This is a genomic window from Micromonospora sp. NBC_01392, from assembly GCF_045040125.1.
In the GTDB taxonomy this organism is placed as follows: domain Bacteria; phylum Actinomycetota; class Actinomycetes; order Mycobacteriales; family Micromonosporaceae; genus Micromonospora.
This window is the reverse complement of the sequence record NZ_CP109549.1, coordinates 76,502-92,496: the sequence shown is the minus strand read 5'-3', so window position 1 is coordinate 92,496 and position 15,995 is coordinate 76,502. Positions and strand designations below refer to the sequence as shown.

9 protein-coding genes are annotated in these 15,995 nt (G+C 68.6%); 2 read left to right on the top strand and 7 right to left on the bottom strand.

Annotated elements, in window-relative coordinates:
* Positions 1–366: 366 nt before the first annotated feature.
* From OG767_RS00365 to OG767_RS00350, 4 genes are read right to left on the bottom strand one after another with little or no spacing between them, the layout of a single operon-like run.
* Positions 367–3,072 (bottom strand): pPIWI_RE module domain-containing protein, encoded by a 2,706-nt coding sequence (locus OG767_RS00365; protein ID WP_405091674.1) that lies wholly within the window; start codon positions 3,070–3,072, stop codon positions 367–369.
* Complete coding sequence (locus OG767_RS00360) at positions 3,060–6,455, bottom strand: signal recognition particle (protein ID WP_405091673.1); 3,396 nt, start codon at positions 6,453–6,455, stop codon at positions 3,060–3,062. The genes OG767_RS00365 and OG767_RS00360 overlap by 13 nt, the downstream gene beginning before the upstream one ends.
* The gene (locus OG767_RS00355; protein WP_405091672.1) at positions 6,448–7,488 is read right to left on the bottom strand and encodes a hypothetical protein; all 1,041 of its coding nucleotides are present in this window, start codon (positions 7,486–7,488) and stop codon (positions 6,448–6,450) included. The genes OG767_RS00360 and OG767_RS00355 overlap by 8 nt, the downstream gene beginning before the upstream one ends.
* Positions 7,485–9,101, bottom strand: a complete 1,617-nt coding sequence (locus OG767_RS00350) for a PD-(D/E)XK nuclease family protein (protein ID WP_405091671.1) — start codon at positions 9,099–9,101, stop codon at positions 7,485–7,487. Before OG767_RS00350 ends, OG767_RS00355 begins: the two co-directional genes overlap by 4 nt.
* Between OG767_RS00350 and OG767_RS00345 the strand changes: the two genes are divergently transcribed.
* Positions 9,100–10,017 carry a serine/threonine-protein kinase gene (locus tag OG767_RS00345; protein WP_405091670.1) on the top strand — a complete coding sequence of 306 codons (918 nt, stop codon included), beginning with the start codon at positions 9,100–9,102 and terminating at the stop codon, positions 10,015–10,017. The genes OG767_RS00350 and OG767_RS00345 overlap by 2 nt on opposite strands.
* A 14-nt stretch (positions 10,018–10,031) precedes the next feature.
* Here OG767_RS00345 and OG767_RS00340 read toward each other — a convergent pair whose 3' ends face one another.
* Positions 10,032–12,737 (bottom strand): AfsR/SARP family transcriptional regulator, encoded by a 2,706-nt coding sequence (locus OG767_RS00340; RefSeq protein WP_405091669.1) that lies wholly within the window; start codon positions 12,735–12,737, stop codon positions 10,032–10,034.
* A gap of 1,049 nt (positions 12,738–13,786) precedes the next feature.
* A complete protein-coding gene (locus tag OG767_RS00335; RefSeq protein ID WP_405091668.1) occupies positions 13,787–14,962 on the bottom strand; it encodes a tyrosine-type recombinase/integrase in 1,176 nt (391 codons plus the stop codon).
* A gap of 474 nt (positions 14,963–15,436) precedes the next feature.
* On the opposite strand from OG767_RS00335, the gene OG767_RS00330 reads away from it, so the two are divergent.
* A complete protein-coding gene (locus tag OG767_RS00330) occupies positions 15,437–15,772 on the top strand; it encodes a hypothetical protein (protein ID WP_405091667.1) in 336 nt (111 codons plus the stop codon).
* Positions 15,773–15,845: 73 nt separating this feature from the next.
* On the opposite strand, the gene OG767_RS00325 is transcribed toward OG767_RS00330, so the two are convergent.
* Positions 15,846–15,980 (bottom strand): hypothetical protein, encoded by a 135-nt coding sequence (locus tag OG767_RS00325; protein WP_405091666.1) that lies wholly within the window; start codon positions 15,978–15,980, stop codon positions 15,846–15,848.
* Positions 15,981–15,995: the final 15 nt, after the last annotated feature.

Genomic DNA, 15,995 nt, shown 5'->3' with positions numbered 1-15,995 from the left:
CAGCGAGAGCCACCCGGTTACCACCATTTGCCGATGCCGCGCCAGCGCGGACTCCACCGACTCCACCAGCGCACCGGGGTCCGCGTCTCGCTGGGACGAGCCGTCTGGCATGGTGACACGCTGCCGGACGTATGCGTCGGCGAGGTCGACCTGCGGTGCGACAGCCGGTAGGGGAAGCTGCGGCCGGCAGCCACCTGGGCGCGCAATAGTGCGGCGGCACTCGCGCCCTCCACGCTGCTGATCATTCGCGGAAGCTCCGGCAGCGGGAAGACCACGACCGCCCGCGAGGTACGCCGCTTCGAACGCGGTGCGGCGCGGCACCTTCCCGTATAGGGAGGTGCCGCGCCGCGTCGCGATCGGTGAGTCTCAGTCCTTCAGCGCCTCGGGCATGACCGGTAGGACGTACTCCTCGGCGAGCTTCGCCAGGTGCAGTGGAAGGGGCCGCGCTAGCGGCGGGTAGTCGTCGTGGAAGCGGAGTTGGTGGGTGAGGGCCGCCCAGGTCGCGGGCGAGTCCGGTTTGCCGTCCACGACGCCGGCGTCGGCCAGCACCTTCTCTGAGAGGCAGCCGAGGACGACGAGTTCGAGGTACTGGGGGTTCCGCCCGACCACAGACGGACCCTTTGGCCATGATGGGTGCGGGCCGAGCTTCATCAGCCCCTTGTGAACCTTTCCCGCGCTCGCCGGCTTGTCGGTGATGCTGACGAAGACCCGATTCCCGTCCGCCGCGTCCTCCGCAGCCCAGAGTCCGCTGGCCAGGCCAGCCACTGCGTCGTCCGCCGCTGGCGCGTACCACTGGGGCGTCTCCTCCCGTCCTGCGCCATCGCGGGTCAGGACGAAGCGTAGATCGGGACCGTAGGCGACCAGCCGTTGTGGTTCGTCGGCGGCGAAGCCGACCCTGTCGAGAGTGAGCGAGGGGTTGCGGAGCCACTGCCAGGCGCTGCGGAGGTTGCCCGCGTTCGTCAGCAGTAGCGTCGGTTGGTGGCGAGCCTGGTAGAGGACGGAACGGATTTGCCGCTCGATGTCCTCGCGTTGCTCGTCCGGGGAAGGCGCCTGCGGCTTGGCGCGTTCGTCGCTCTCTGTGTCCCGAACTTCGACCGACTCCACGCGCTGAGCGAGTCGTAGCAGCAGCACGGGGTAGGGCACCCATTCTCGGCTCACGTCGTCCCACCCGCAGACACGGTGGTGGTCGTCGTGCGGCCGAATCAGGAGCGCTACCAGCTTCTGCCCCGCCCGCCTGGTCGGCCCGTTGGCGCGTCGGCGCACTACCCACAGCGCCAGGTATTGGATGTCCTGCGGCACCTCGTCGCTGACCCGAGGGGTGGGGACGGTCGTCGCGCCGAGCTGGCGCAGGCCGTCCAGCCACGCGGCACGCGCCCGCATGCTGACGTCAGCCGTGGCGTCGGTTGGCACGGTGATGAACTGGCTGAGTCGGCCGGTGTCGGCGAGGCCCAAGCGGACCGCGAACTTGGGGTCGGAGTCCTGAGCGGTGAACCGCTGCTCCCCACCGATCTCGACGACGGCGAGCCCCGGAGGCCCGGACCGTTGGCGCAGTCGCGCCGCGACAGCGACCCGGCGCGCGCGAAGACCCTCGTCCAAGGCAGCGGACCGCGTCACACCCGCCCGCCGGGAGACGTCGAGCGGCGCCCCGAGCGCCCCCAGCTCAGCGGTACGGACGCGCACCCGTAGTCCCTCACACCGCCACTCCTGGTCCGGCTCGGTGCCGGCGACGTCGGTCGGAAAGCCGAGCAGCTCGGCGAGTGCGGACAGGAGCGCGTGCCGAGTCTCCGGAAACTGCCAGAGGAGATCCACATCTAAGGGCTCGCCGGCGAGGCTTGACTTCAGCGCCTCGCGGCGTGCGGCGATCGCTTTCCGCACTGCCTCGGCGTGACCGGCCGGATTGGTCTTCGCGGCAGGCTTGGAGATCAGGGCCGGCTTGTTGGCCTCGCGGACCCTGTGCATATCGGGTGCCCGGCGGAACAGTGGCCGAAGCCCTTCCTCGACCCAACCGTCGATGAGTGACCGCTCGCCGGAGAGCAGCCCGGTCTCAACCCCGTGGGCCCCGTACCGGTTCTGGTGCACGATCCCAGCCGAGATCCCGCCCCGGCCCTTTATCCAGGTCGGGGCGTGCGCGACGACCTCGTCCGCCCTCGGATAGGTCCGAACGATGTCAAGGTCGGGCAGAAGACCTGCGACACTGTGGTCTCGCCAGTCGATGCGCTGCCGGTCCCGGCTCCACCCGACGCGGTTGACGATCAGCCGAGACGTCCGCTCCTCGGTGGGGTCGGACCAGGGAAGCGGAGCATCGAGGAGGACCCGAGCTGTCTGGTTATGCGAAAGATCTGTGCCGGAGGTCATCCACCGGCGAATCCCGGACGACACATGCACCCGGTACGTCGGAACGAAGGGCACGGTCTGCACCGTGATGGTCAGGACGGCTGAGTAGAACCAGGTGCGACGGTTCGTCACGAATTCCTGCGGTGGCCAGGACACCAACTCGGCCCCCTGCTCTCGCGCGACAACCCGGAACCACAGGTCGCGCCCGACGCCGGGTAGGCGCAGCGGGCGTGCCGCGAGCCGGGCGGCCAGGATCTCCGGCACCAGTGCGTACAACTGACGTGAGGGCTCCCCCGTGCCTTCCGGCGAGGGCTGGACGGTGGTCAGGTCGACCTGCGCCACGTCCCACTCGGGGGTGCTCTCGTGGGTCGTCTCCACGATGTCGGCCAGGCGCTGCTGGTGCTCATCGGGGATCGGAAAGCCTGTGACCCAGGAGGAGATCACGGGCTGGACTACGTCGGCAGGCACCGGCTCGCGCGCGTAGATCCACGGCACCGTGGGGTCGCTTCCAGCACCGCGCCCGGTCGCCGTCACGCCCGGGGCCACCGCGCGGAACAGTCCGTTGAGCTGGCGCAACGGCAGTCCGACATGACTCTGCCTGCTCTTCCAGCCGAGGCGGTACACCTCTTCGAGGCCTGTGCGCCAGCGCTCGTCGAACCGGATGACGTGATACTGCTCCAGCCAGGGGCCGGCAGCGGGATCGGGCTCGTAGGCAGTGGGGCGAATCAGTGTGTACACGTTTCGTTCTTCTCCTGAGTTGGCGGGAGGAACCGGTCAAGGGCGTCCCAGAGGGGCCGGTACAGCGACTGGACGATGTCCCGGTCGCGGGGCGATACATCGCTGTCCGGAAGGAAGTAGGGCGCCAGCACCTCGGAGATGCTGTGCAAGAGGCTGGTTTCGGCGGTGTCCGGCAGGTCTGTCCCATCCCCCAGGTTCGGCATGAACGCGGCGTCAACGAAGACCACTCGGGCGTGCACACCGCCGCGGACGAGGCGGCCGATGACCTGCCAGATCAGGACGAGCATGTCCCAGGTGACCGCAGGCCGGTCCTCCTTGAGCCGGCTCCACGCCAGGGAACGACGTAGCACCCGGTACCACGTCTGTCTTGCCTGCCGGCGTACCTCCCGTGCTCCGGCGCTAAGCGTGGCGGCGCCACGTACCCAGTCGTCGAACTCACCGGAGCCGATCGATCTGATCATCCAGTCGTTGACGGCGTGGACCGCGAGGCCGATGTCGTCCGGACGCGGATTCGGCCGCGCGAGGAAGTAGACGGTGCCGATCGCGGCCTGGCCGTCGCTGTTCAGGATGTTGTGTCCTCGTTCGACGGCGAGCAACGGTGCGACGAGGACCTCCGCGGACGTGTTTCTGAGGGTGTCCACGTCGCCACGGCGCAGAATTCCGGCGTGTTGGTCGTCGTCGGAGGGGTCCGTGGCGAACTCTTCATCGAAGTCGTCGGCCACCAGGCGTAGCACCCGGCCGCGCCACCGGGTTCCGAGCGTGTGCAGCGTGTCGGCGAGGGTCCCGGCCTCGTCGTAACTGCCCACCAGGAGCAGCACGTGACGGCGAGCCTCCGGTAGGCTCAGCAACTCCTTCTCCAGCAGGCTGGCTTCCCCGTCTTGCGTCTCACCGAGCCGGAGCGCCATCTGAGTGAGGATCCGTGTTCGCGCCTCCGGCCTCGCGCCGGACACGCGGAGGTGCGGAGTGTCCTCCCCGAGCAGCTCAAGCCGCATCTCCGTGCCGGCCACCACGGCCTCGAACTCGTCGGGGTCCGGCTTGAGGAGCACGCCGACCGGAAACCGGAGGTGGTAACGACTGGACTCCCCGGCCCAGCTACTGCCGGACATGAGCAGTACGTTCGTCGGCGGCCTGCCGTCGGCCACTGGGATGTCGGGCATCGCGTGCAACAGTTCCCGGCCAATGCCGTTGCACCGGAAGTACCGGAGCTCGCCGCTGCGGACACCGCCCGAGTCCGGGCCGTTGACCAGGAATTGGAAGCCAAGAACGTTGCCCATGGGCGCTTCCGGGATGACCGGCCCGTAGGACAAGGGGCTGCGATACATCTCGTTGAAGCCGAGCTTCAGGGTCGCCTCGACGCGGGGCCACATGGCGTTCATCAGTGACAGCTTCGATTCCAGTGCGGCGAGCAGCAGCGTGAATTCAAAACGGCGTGTCCATTCGGACAACCAGTCGTCCGGGCTCTGCGGCGGCTTCGCCCCCTTCCGGCGCGGTTCTTCGGACGCCTTCTCGAAGGCGCACTGCTTGTCGGCGAGGAATGGCGGCAGGTTGAACAGGTCGACCACGAACTCGACGAGCCGCAGGCGGGTGCGTTCCTGGTAGCTCGTGTGCAGCAGTTCAGTGGCCAGGTCGATCAAGCCTCGGCGCAGCTCCGGGCGCCGGTCCCCGAGCGGGTTGTCCCGGAATTCGTCGAGCCATTTTTCGAGGGCTTCACGGTCCTGCTCGCCAGCGTCCGGGTAGCGCTCGTCGAGGAGTTGAAGCTGGAGTGTCCAGGCGTTGAAGTAGCCGATCCGCACCCAGGTGCGTAGTGCATGGTCACCAACCAGCATTGCGTACAGGCGATCCGTCGCTGCCGTGATCGTGTTGACAGCGGCGTTCCAGACCTCGACGTCGCGGTTCGAAAGCTGCAGACGCTCCCCGTCGGCCAGCTCACGGATCTTGTGGGCGTTTAGCTCGTCGAGCAGGGAACGGTCGCCGAGTCCGGCGACCAGTTTCGTTGCCGGCGCGAACATCCGGTCCAGCTGCATCTGAACGCGGTCCGCCTCGTCCACGATGAGGAGGTCACTGCGTCGGCAGGCCAACTCGAGGTAGTGCAGGTGCTCGGCGTTCTGCACGCGGGGCACCGCAGCGTCGATCAGGCTCGGCGGCGTGGCGACCCAGACGTGAGCGTCCACGAGTTCCCGGGCGCCATGGTGGCGGGGGCAGCCGGACCAGTATGGGCAGGCATGCCTCTTTCCGGACCGGCCGCCCTCCTCTTCGCTTCGCCCTCGTCGGGACCGCACCTGGAGCCTGGCGCACGGCGCAGCACCGTAGGGAAGTACGTCGTCGTCCTCGGGGAGCAGTGCATTAATCGCGCAGGACGTGCTCAGATACGTGAAGCTCGGGTCGGTGTGACTCAGGATGTTGTGCTCTCCCCGGCTGGTCAGCCGGCGGTGCAGCCGCTGGGCGTGCCGTTCCCGACCAGACGCGCCGATGATCGGGGCGGCGGTGCGACCCGCCGTCAGGTAGGTGTTGTAGAGGCTCACCAGCTTGAGCGACTCGGCCACGTCACCCACGACCACTGTGACGCAGAATCCGTGCCGGTTCACGAGGTACACGGTGATCACATCGCGCAGTGTGCTCTTTCCGGCGCCGACGATGCCGAGTAGATGCTGCACCCCAGCGACGGAGAATTCCTCGTCCGGCGCGAATGCTCCACCGGAACTGGTGAACAGGTGCGTACGCGAGAGCCTGTCCACCCAGTTCTGGAACAGAACTTCGTCCATCTCCGCCGCGGTCTCCAGCAGGTCCCGCCAGCGTAGGCAGACCGGTGCGCCACCACCTGCCGGGAGGAGGCCGAGGTCATGCGATGTCGGCGCCGGCATGTTCCCCGTTCCGGACAGCCGGACGGTCACCGCGTGGCGGCCGATGGGGAATTCGGCCAAGCCGTCCCCCGCCACCGGCATTTCCGTTCGCGTGAACGGTGGGGCATACCTGAGTAGGAGGTCGTAGGTATCCCAGCGGTCTGGCGCGAAGGCGGGCAGTCGCTCGGTCGCCGGGCGCGACATGTCCGGCACGTCGTAGCCGCGTAGAGGAGGATCGGTCTGCTGGTACGAGCTCAGTGCCTCCTCCCAGGCGGTCTTGCGGCGGAGTGTCCAGAGGCTATGTCGGGCAACGCGGAGCATCTGCTCACTCTGTTGATCCGCGACCAGCCCCCAGGCGTGGGCGAACGGGTATCCGCTGAACAGCACCCAGGCGTCCGTGGCAGGGGCTTCCGGGGCCAGGTGTCGCTGGAGACGAAGCCCCAGCTCCACCTCGCAGAGCCTGAGCAACTCTCGCGACCGCAGCACGCCCGCTTGTAGCAGTGCCTGGATGATCGGGGCAAACCCTTGCGCCGTGCTACGCATGCTGCGGTGCGCCTTCCGTAGCGGTAGTTTGTGTGGTCACCACGACGTCGAGTTCCGGGGGAAGCGCGGCACGTACCGACTCCAGGAGTGCGGGACGCGCCCGCGCCAGGTGATCGGGGATGACGGCCAGCAGATCGGAGCGTCCACTCAGCCGGGCGGCCAGCAGAAGCGGCTCCACCCTGTCGAACACTTGCACGATGCTCCGGCCGAGGACTGGCTCGCTGAGCTGGTACGCCCCGAGCCCGCCGGGGAGGAGCGTTCCGGTCACGCCCTGCTCTGCGAGCCGCCGCATGACCGCCCGCTCCGTCCGCCCTGGCAGTGACAGGAACAGGCGCAGCGAGGAATCGAGCACTCGTACGCTGCCCTTCTTGTAAGCCGGGCCTGGTGTCAGCCCCCGTTCGCAGACCTCGCCCTCGCACCAGGCGATGCGCCCGTGCTCCACCGTGGCGAGAAGACCGCATGTCGGGCAGGTGGTCAGGCCATCGTGGGCGTGGGCCGGCGCCGGAGGTTGGTAGAGATCATGTACGCGCTTCCAGATATGGGGCTTCCAGGACCTGCCCCGCGCGTCGTCATTGGTGACGGCAACCCGGTCGATCAGGAAGTCCCGGTACTGCGCGAACATTGCTGGCGTGGAGGCGGCCTGCGCGAGCTCGTCCAGCTTGTGTACGACACTCCGTTCGGCGGAGTCTTCCGACCCGTATGCGGCGAGTTCTGCGCACGAGCGGGTCGGAAGGCGTCGCCGTAGATCGAGCAAGGTTGCCTCGGCACTGAGGAACCCTGGCAGGGCGGAGGACGGCCAGCGAGCTCCCAGGGGAGCAGTGCACCAGGCAACGAGTTCGGGGACGCTGGACGGTGGTGTGCGCCCCTCACGTAGACAGGCGAGGACGACCCGGTCCAGTGCGCGTTGTATCGACGGTGGGTAGGGCAGGTTCAGCGAGCCCCGCCGGGTAGCGTCGCCCAGTTCGAAAAGGCCGCGGGCGAGTTGCGACAGACTCTTGAAATCAGCGCGCTCGTGCAGGTCCGCAGGGATCACCGGGTCGGTCCCAGCATGATCGGACCCGCCCCGACGGGAGTGCCTGTGCCGGACGGGCACCAGCGAGCGACCTCACACTGTGCGCATTTCGGGCCGGGCGATGCCAGGAACCGATCATCGGCATGCCAGGCGCGGACGTGATCCGTCAGGGCACGGCTCGCGGCTGCACGGACCTCGGCGGTGAACGGGTCGATGATGACCAGGTCCGGACCCCCAGGACGCAGCGTCTCCAACTCGACCCGGCCACGGCCACCACCCAGCCGCCCAGCACTGATGAGCGTTACGGCCAGTGCCAGCTGCGGGTATTCCACCAACGGGTCGCGGAGTCGTCGGCGGTCGCTGCCGACTGTCTTCGTCTCACGCCACACCCAGGCGCCGTGCTCCCTGTAGAGCAGGTCGGGCTTGACGAGGACGACGACATCCGCGTCAGCGTCGTCGAACACCAGGTCGGGTTCGACGCGTACGTCCGAGGGGTCCTGCACGTGCTGAAGTGGGCAGACTTCCGCGTGGTACCGGATGAGCTTGCGGCCCAGTGCCAGATCGTCTTCCGACAGCCGACGGTCGTCGTACTCCCAGTCGAGCGGGACGTCGGAGGTGCAGGGCACGGTGGGCAGAGCGGCGTGCTGGCGTTCGAGGTACGCGTGCACTGCGCGACCGCGCTCGGCTGCCGGGCCGTACTCGATGTCTGTGTTGATCGGCAGCCACTGGCGTCGCAGGTACTCCCGGGCTGGGCAGTCCCGGTACTGGCGGGCGTTGGTGGCCGACCACGTGCGGCGCGGCCGGCTTCGATCCGTGATCCCTAACAGGCCCGGCGCGCGGGGCAGCGCCGGGCAGCGGGGCGCGAGCGCGCAGCTGGCACAGGTGGCTCCAGGCCGGTACTCGATGTTGTCGACCAGCTCACCCAATGTGGTCTTTCCATGGGCCCGGTAGAGGCTGAGAGCCGACTCGACGCTGTCGTCGAACAGCGTCTCCACGGTGCCGTCGACAAGTGCGATCTGTAGGACGCGGACGCGTTCCGGAGGCGGGCCGGGTACACCGGCGGCAACGACCAGGGCCGCCACGGATATCTCGGCGATCGTCCGCTTTCCGTTCCCCAGGCGATTCTTGATGAGGCGCAACTCCCGCGTGCGCCCATCGGCTGAGGTGTAGCAGCGCCCCCATGCCGTGATCACATAGTCGGTGGCACCGCGGTCGTCGGCCTGTGACAGGTGCCGTCGGTACTCCCACTTCTGCAGCACCGGGACGATGGCGTCGTCCGTCCGGTCGAAGGCTCGCAGGTAGGTGCGGACCGCGTGGGCCGTCCACGCGCGGACGCCCTCGTGAACGGGCCGGTTCCGCCCTGCGGCAATTCGCCGGTCCAACTCCCGGAACGCCTCGTCGACGTCGACTCCCTCGCCCTCGACCAGGTCGAGAATTGCCATGAACGGTCCCTGGGCGAAGCTCTCCAGCGCCTCGACCTTGCGCCTCGCCGATCCATCGGGTGACCGGCCCCGGCGTGCCGCTGTGGCATCATGGGCGGGACATCGATGGGTACTCGAGGCCAACATGCCCAGCGATACCTTGATGCCAGCGGTCGCGGCGGTCGGGATTCCCGACATCTGCACGTGACTCATGTCGTTCTCATTCCTCACAGGGGTGTCAGTGCTTCGGGGTGGCGTTGTCATCGACGACCGGTTCCGCGTCGTCCGTCTGGCGGGCGAGGGTGCTTCGGCCGAGGTCTATCGGGCTTGGGACATAGAAAGCGAGCGAGAGGTGGCAATTAAGCTCCAACCGCCCCGCAGGTTCGAGTCAACCGCCACCTTCGCCCGGGGTGGCGAATGGATCGTCGACGAGGCCAGCCTTGGCGATACGTTGCGTGGCATTCCAGGGGTGCCGGCCCACATCCGACGCGGGTCGCATGAGGACAGGGCGTACCTGGCAATGGATTTCGTCGACGGAATCCTGCTGCGCGAGCTGATCGAGCGGAACCGACCGCTCTACACGGAAACCGCTGTCTCGGTGCTCGCGCAGCTCTGCGAGATCCTTTCCGACGTTCACAGCCGGGGGATCGTGCACCACGACATAAAGCCCGACAACATCATGGTTGGCCACGACGGGCGGATCTGGCTGTTCGACTTCGGCATCGTCTCGACCTGTGAGGACGAGGAGTACACCGGTTGCGGCACGCCAGGCTACGCCGCGCCGGAGCAGTATCACCGGCAGCACCACCAGCCCCAGGTCGACGTCTACAGCCTCGGCGCAATGCTGTTCGAAATGAGCGCGTTGCGGTTGCCCTACCAGGAACACAGCGGGCGGCCGGAGGAGCAGACCGAACAGTTCCCGCCGGGCTCGTTGACCGGGATGCCGGCCGTGCTGCGGACGCTGGGCACGGCCATGGTCGCCTTCGACCCGGCAGACCGTCCCAAGTCGGTGTCCGACATCCTGGCCGCGCTGCGGCCCTTGCTTCCCACTTCCGCCACCCCACCGCACCCGAAGGCACCCCAACCCGACCCCGCCGCCTGGTACCGCGTGCCGTCGGATACGCGCTGAGCGCCGTCCCACGGTCATCGCGGCGACTCCGAGAGCGCGGCGAGCCGGGACTCCGCCTCGTTGGCGGCCGCCGGTTCCAGTTCTCGAAGGAGGTCTGCAGCTTCCCGAAGCGCAGTGCGGGCTTCCGGGACACGGTTCAACGTGTTGAGTACCTCGGACATCTCCAGAAGCGCCGTCGCTTCCCGGCGGGGATACGTCAACTTGGCATACCGGTCGGCGGCCGACGCGTAGCAGTCCAGCGCGCTGTGTCCGTCCCGGCGGGCGGCGTGCACGCGTCCGAGATCCATGAAGGTGCTCGCCTGGCTGTTGATGTCGGCGGTCGCCAGGAAGAGCCGGAGTGCCTCCTGGCCGTGCCGGAGTGCGCCCTCGTGGTCGCCGAGGTCGAACCGCACTGTGCCGAGTCCTCGGAGGGCGCCGGCTTCGCCGAGGACGTCGCCGAACTGGCGATATGCGGACAGCGCCGACTCGAACAACTCGGTCGCCATCTGCGGTTCGCCGCTCTCCCGGTGCAGCAGTCCGAGCGAGTGCCGGCTATGGGCGACGCTGAGCGGGTGGCCCGCCGCCTCACTGAGCGAGATCGCTCGCCGCAGGTCAGCCTTCGCCTGCTCCAGGTCGCAGAGCCCACGGCGGGAGCCAGCCAGCATCCGGTACACCATGGCCTGGTCGGCAGGACCGGCGACGCGGCCGGCAGCGACCGCCGCGTACGACAGGTAGCGCTCGGCGTCGGCGTATCGGTGGGTGCGCCACTGGTAGGTCACCAGCGACATGCTCAACAGCCATGTATACCGGTCATCCTGCCGGGCGTGGGCCCGCCTGACCGCCGCCGTGACGGTGGCGTACTCCGCATGTAGCCAAGCCATCGCCTCCTGCGGGGAGGCCGGTGTGACAACGTGGATGTCGTCCGGACCGGCGATGGGCAGCCCGCGATCCGGGGTGAGCACCCGGTCGCAGGCCCAGGTGTTCCGCAGGAGGAAATCCGAGACCCGGCGGTCGACGCGGTCGTGGTCCTCAGGCCGCATCGCGGCGGCTCGGTCGGCGGCGAAGATCCGTACGAGGTCATGGAAGGCAAACCGGCCGACCACCGGCTCATCCAGCAGGCTGGCCTCGATCAACTCGTCGATCGCCACGGCCGGCGTGTCTTCGGCGAGACAGCCGACTGCCCGACGGCTGATGGTGGGGCCGGGGTGGATCGCGAGCCGGGCGAAGAGCTCGGCCGCCGGTGCGCTGAGCGTGCCGTAGGAGCTGCTTAGGGCCGCCCGCACGTTCAGCTCGGCGTCGCGGTGTCCGAGCGAGTCCAGGCGCGTCCCCTCTTCCCGCAGCGCCGCGGTGATCTCCTCGAGGGCCTCGGGGGGTCTCGAGCGGGCCTGGGCCGCGACGATCGAGAGCGCGAGCGGTAGCCCGCCGCACAGCGCGACGATCTCGCTGACGTGCTCGGCACCGGCCCGCATCCGCGCGGCACCGAGTTTGCTGGTCAGCAGGGCGACCGCGTCCTCGTGACCGAGCGGGCCGAGCCTGACCTCGTTGGCATGCTCACGGACGATCATCTGCATGAGACGGTCCCGGCTCGTCACGATGGCTACCGACGAGCCGGTGCCGGGCAGCAGCGGCCGCACCTGATGGACGTCACGGGCGTTGTCGAGCAGCACGATGATCTTGCGGCGCGCGAGCTCCGTGCGGTATTCCGTGCTCATCCCATCGACAGTTGGGGTGCGGGGCCGGACGCCGAGGTCGTTGAGGATCCGGGCCAGGAACTGGCCCGGCTGCTCCGGAGACCCGTTGGCCGTGTAGCCGTTGAGATCCACGTAGAGCGTGCCGTCTGGGAAGTCGCCCTCCACCGAAGCCGCCCAGTGTTGCGCGAGCTGCGTCTTCCCGACGCCGGCCATCCCGGTGACCACAGCCAGCCCAGTGTTCGCCGGGGCGTCCGTCAGCAACGCCTCCGACAAAGCGCTGAGCTCCGCCTGCCGTCCCGCAAGGGGTGCCCGGTGGGGCGGAAGCTGGCGCGGTACGCCAGGTTGCGCCGGCTTGGTGACGGAACGGCGGGTCAGCTGGTCGACGTACCTCTCCAGCTTGGCGTCCGGGGCACCGTGCAGTCTCGTCCACTCCTGGTATCGCTGGCGGACCCGCGACGGGCCGTCTGTGCTGGCAAGGAACCGTAGTTCGAGGCTGAGAAGCGGTTGATCCGCTGGCCACCGACGCAGTGCTGGCCGCAGCTCACGGTTGAAGCCCGACGCATCGACCTTCAACAGCTCATCGAGGAGGAGGAAGGTGGCGCGCAGGCGGCTCTGATCGAGGCGCTGCCTCTCGTCGCTCAGGTCCGCGCCAGTGATCTCGCCCAGGGGCTCGCCTCGCCATTCGGCGAGGGCGTCGCGCAAGGTGCCGATCCGGTCCGCGCCTTGCCGAAGTCGAGCCAGTTCGAGCTTGTCCTCGAATCGGAAGTAGTCAACAACAGTCCGGTCGACACGGAGGCTGCAATAGCGCCGCTCATTGCTGTCAGGCATGACGTCCGGGAAGTAACTGCGCAGCTTTCGGCAGCACGACCGCACCCTGGTCGGGTTGTAGTCGCCCTTTGGCCAGAGGCGGTCCGCGATGTACTTGTGCGATGCGCGTTGCCCGGGCGCGAGCAGAAGGGTTGCCAGGAGGGCGCGGACCTGCATGGACCTGATCTGAATGCGTCGGTCGCCCTCGAAGGCGTGAAAGTCGCCCAAGAGCTCGAACTGCATGTTTCCCTCCCACCGGTTCATTGCGAGCAGGCACTCACGTCACTGCGCCAGGGAAGCTTCTCATCCCCTCTGGCCTACTGCTCACGCTGCGCTCACGCTCCGATTCGTCCGGGCCGGTCGCTGTGGCAGACTTTTGTCGGCAAAGATCACCACAAGCAGGGAACCCCGTCTGAGGGGATCCTTGGCGCAGTTGCTCATGTCGGAGGAGTGAATCTTGGAAAAGTCTATGTGCGGTGCCGTTCGGCCCGGCGATCCTGTCCGCCCGATGTCGGGCGGCGGGCCGGGGCGCACCTATCCGCCGCGCAAGCGACGCGGAGCGAGCAAGCCGCCTATCGCTCCCAAGGCGCCGAAGCCCGAGACGCCGCGCAGTCTCGCAAGGCGACGGCGCCACCTCAGCCGGCGGTCCTGACGGCAGGGAGAGCGAGCGGGGGAGGGTGGCCTCGCCGCGGGAGCACCGGGTGTCAAACCCGGGGCTTGACAGGGTGCTCCGCGGGTGCTCGGACGTCGAGGAACTGACGCGAAAGCTCCGGGACGCGGCCGGATTTCGGGCCGCTCCCGGGGTGGTCAAACTATCGGTCCAGTTTCAGAGCGTATCGCTCGCAGGCCCGGACCTGCACGGACGCGGCGGGATGCGGCCGCCTACGGATCAGAAGGTTAGGGGTTCGAGTCCCTTCGGGCGCACAAGATCGTAAGGGCCTGACCTGCGGAAACGCGGGTCAGGCTCCTCTTGCTGTCTGGCCGGCGTGGACGGTGGGTGTCACGTGGGTGCGATGTGGGTGCAGCCCTGGAAGCGGCCGTCTCGCGGGTTTGTCGGGACGTGACCTGCGGCTTTGTAGCCTGCTTGCCCTTCGGCCGGGTCGGAGCACCTGTTTTCGGTTTCGTCGGTGCCGGGGTGCCAGCTTTGGGGCCGCGGTCGGGCCGGTTCTTGCGGGCGCTGGCTCTGATCTTCCGGCGGGTGCGGCGGGCGGCGTTGAGGACGAGTTGGGCGGTGGCGTCGGCGCAGCGGCGTTGGATCTGTGGCAGGACACTGGTGTAGGTGTCGGCGGTGACTACGATGCTGGAGTGCCCGAGGAGGTCCTGCAGGGTTTTGAGGTCGGCGCCGGCTTCGTGGGCGAGGGACGCGGCGCCGTGGCGCAGTCGTGCAGCCGCACCGGGGGTAGTCCCGCTCGGCGCACGAGGATGCGGAACCGGGTGGTGGCGTAGTTCGGGTTGATCGGCTTGCCGTCTGAGCGGGTGAACACGGATCCGCTGTCGGTCCAGGGCGTGCCGTTCTCTGCCGCCTCCGCCTTGCGGTCTTGCTCGTGGCGGCGGTGCACGCGCAGGATCTGCACGCTGCGTTTGCCGAGGGCGACCGACCGCCGCCCAGCCGGGGTCTTGGGTGCGCCCTCGACGACGTGGTAGCCGGCGGTGGTGCGGTTGCGTTCGATGGTCAGCGTGCCGCGGTCGAGATCGATGTCGGACCAGCGCAGCCCGCACAGCTCACCGCGGCGTAGTCCGCGCAGCCCAGCGAGCCACCAGAGGGTGAACAGCGGGTCGTCGTTCACCGCGCCGAGGAACTCGGCGAGCTGGTCGGCGGTCCACACCGCCACGGCCGGCCGGGCGCCGGTCTGTTCCCAGGACTGCACGCGAGCGTCGGTCCACTCCTTGGCGTGGGGTTGCTGGTAGCCAGCGATCTCGATGTGCCGGGCCGGGTTGCAGTCCAGGACGCCTTCCTTGACCGCGAGGTTGAGGGTGGCCCGCAGGGTGGTGCGCAGGTGGTTCATCGCGGAGGCGGACTGTGGGCGGCCCTTGCTGTTTCTCGTCGCCGCTATCTCGGCAAACACGGTCCGCAGGAGCGGGGCGTCGAGGTCGGCGAGGCGGTAGCGGCCGAGCTGGGGGATGAGGACGTTCTCGACGTCGCGGGTGTAGTGGAAGCGGGTGGTGGGCCGGATCTTCGTGCGGTTGTCGAGCCAGTGCCGCAGCCACCGCTCGACCGTCCAGCCCTGCGCCGTCCGATCCGCCTCGGTCGTGGTCAGCCATTCATCGCGGGCATGCCGGGCGGCGGTCCGCGAGGGGTAACCACCTCGACGGACCCGCTCGCAGCGGCCGAGCAAGTTCCGGGCAGAGCAGTGGAAGTACCAGGTGCCGTGGCCGCGCTCGCCCAGTCGGGGGCAGGACTGCTCCAATCGCCGCCGCTGGTCGTCTCGGCACCCGCACCGTTTGAAGATCACACCTGACGTCGCCATGACCGCGTCCTTCTGATGGATTCACCTGTTCCACCGAGGTCCGCCCACCTGCCGGTGCGGGCCCGTCGACCGACGCTCGCCACCTGTGCCTTCCGGCGATCTGCACACTGGGTAGGTGGCGGCCACCTGGGGCCCGGGTGGTGGCTTTCGTCGAAGGTCGGTGCCCGGCCGGTGGGCAGGCCCGGCCCGGCGAGGTCGTGAGCCGATGGGTCACTGCTTCGCTTACGGCAGCACGTACGGCATGGCGGAGTCAGGGGCGCAGGGCTTGCGACGGGCCCGTCGGCGACGGAGGCGAGGTCTGGCGGCGCTCGACCTCCTGACCTTGCTGGCACGACGAGCCCGCACTCGGCGTACCGGCCGACCTGGAGGACGCCGACCGGCGGGGAGTGGCAGCGGCGGGGCGGCCGGGTCGGCGCGTCGCAGGAGACGCGCGACTTCGCAGCTGGCGGTTTCTCCAGCCGCTTCAAGGGTGCGGTGCCCACGGACGTCGCCGAGCTGCGTGGGTGGCTGACTGCGGGTGCGTCCGTGCACGAGGCGGCGGTGCTCAGGCTGCTGGCCGACCTGCCGGGCATCACGGTGACCGGGATCGTCACGGACCGGACCGGGCGCGCCGGGGAGGCGTTCTCAATCACGTCGCGCGCGCACGGCCTACCCGCCCAGTACACAGTGATCGTCGATCCGCGCTCTGGCGCGCTGTGGGGATACGAGGAGGTGCTGACCACGACAGCGGGGAAGTTGAACGTGACGATTCCCGCGGTGATCTCTTACCGGTCGTACCTGGTCGCTGAGTACGCACCGATGCCCCGATGACGCACGCCGGGTGGGTGGCGTCGTGGAGACGCCACCCACCCGACAGTCGAGGCGGTGCAGTCAGGTCGAGGCATCAGCCGTGGATGTCCTCGGCCCAGTTCAGCCCCGGGATGTGCGTGGTGTAGTCGAAGTACCAGAGCTGGTTGGTGTTCGCGGTGCAGTTCGCCTGGAGCGCGTTCGCCGCGTGCGCCTGGCTGCCGTACGCCACGTCCAGGCACAGTGG

Coding starts and splice junctions, on each gene's coding strand:
- OG767_RS00340 (WP_405091669.1), bottom strand. CDS start 12,737: ATGCAGTTCGAGCTCTTGGGCGACTTTCACGCCTTCGAGGGCGACCGA.
- OG767_RS00360 (WP_405091673.1), bottom strand. CDS start 6,455: ATGCGTAGCACGGCGCAAGGGTTTGCCCCGATCATCCAGGCACTGCTA.
- OG767_RS00345 (WP_405091670.1), top strand. CDS start 9,100: ATGTCGTTCTCATTCCTCACAGGGGTGTCAGTGCTTCGGGGTGGCGTT.
- OG767_RS00350 (WP_405091671.1), bottom strand. CDS start 9,101: ATGAGTCACGTGCAGATGTCGGGAATCCCGACCGCCGCGACCGCTGGC.
- OG767_RS00335 (WP_405091668.1), bottom strand. CDS start 14,962: ATGGCGACGTCAGGTGTGATCTTCAAACGGTGCGGGTGCCGAGACGAC.